Source organism: Streptomyces hydrogenans (assembly GCF_014656075.1).
In the GTDB taxonomy this organism is placed as follows: domain Bacteria; phylum Actinomycetota; class Actinomycetes; order Streptomycetales; family Streptomycetaceae; genus Streptomyces; species Streptomyces hydrogenans.
On the sequence record NZ_BNBS01000005.1, the window covers coordinates 1 to 1,119 of the forward strand.

The 1,119-nt window shown below is 68.8% G+C and carries 1 protein-coding gene; it reads left to right on the plus strand.

Annotated features, from left to right (window positions below; all coding sequences use genetic code 11):
• Positions 1-150: 150 nt before the first annotated feature.
• Positions 151-1,119: trypsin-like serine protease (locus IE321_RS42735; RefSeq protein ID WP_190221734.1), on the plus strand; the 969-nt coding region annotated here is incomplete at its 3' end.

Consider the following 1,119-nt stretch of genomic DNA (forward strand, 5'->3'; position numbering starts at 1 on the left):
GCCGACCCCGAGGGCCGCGACCACATGCTCGTCGAGATCCGCACCTCCAAGTAGGTGGTTCAGAGCGCCTGTTGACCTCTTGGGTCCCGCAGCAAGGAAACAACTCATGCAGCAGCCGAAGCTCTCCTCCTTCACCCTCAAGGAACACTCATGACTGCAAAGCGTTCGCGCTTCGTGTGGGCTGCTGGCGCCGCCACCGTGCTCGCCACCGCCGCCACCGTCCTCCCCGCCGCCGCCCTGAACGGTGGCGACGCCCCAGCGCAGCTGAACTTCACCGCAAAGATCGTTATCGGGGAGAAAGCTGCCTGCACCGGCACGCTCGTCGACCCGCAGTGGGTTCTCACCGCGAAGAGCTGCTTCACCACCGCCGGCATCTCCGACACCGGCAAGCCCGCGGTCGTCACCACCGTCACCGTCGGCCGCACCGACCTGACACAGACCGGAGGCAGCGTCCAGCAGGCCCTCGCCCTCGTACCCCACGCCGACCGTGATCTGGTTCTGGTCAGACTCAGCACCAGGGTTCCCGGCTCCGTGGCCGTCCCGGTCCGGATCGCCACCACCGCCGCCGCCGCCGGCGAGCAGCTGACGAAGGCCGGATTCGGCCGGACGAAGACCGAGTGGGTGCCCAACAAGCTCCACAGCGGTACCTTCACCGTCGCTTCCACCACCGGCACGGACGTGAACCTTGACGGTTCCGACACCGCGACCGTCTGTCAGGGGGACGCCGGCGGCCCGGCCCTGCGCACGGTCAGCGGAACCCCCGAACTCGTCGCTGTGGGCTCCCGGTCATGGCAGGGCGGCTGCCTGGGCATCGACCCGGCCGAGACCCGTTCCAACGCCGTCGACACCCGTGTCGACGGGCTGGCCGGCTGGGTGAAGGAAATCGTCAGCCGTGAGAAGGTCACGCCCGCCGACATCGACGGCGACGGCAAGGACGACCTGGTGCTGCAGCGCACGGACGGCGCGGTGGTCGTCCACCGCAACCTCGGCAGCAGCTTCGGTGCGGGCACCGTCATGTCGAACGGCTGGGGACGCTTCGTCACCGGCGACGACATGGGACGGCTCTACTTCGCCGACATCACCGGCGACGGCAAGGCCGACCTCATCGTCCACGGCACC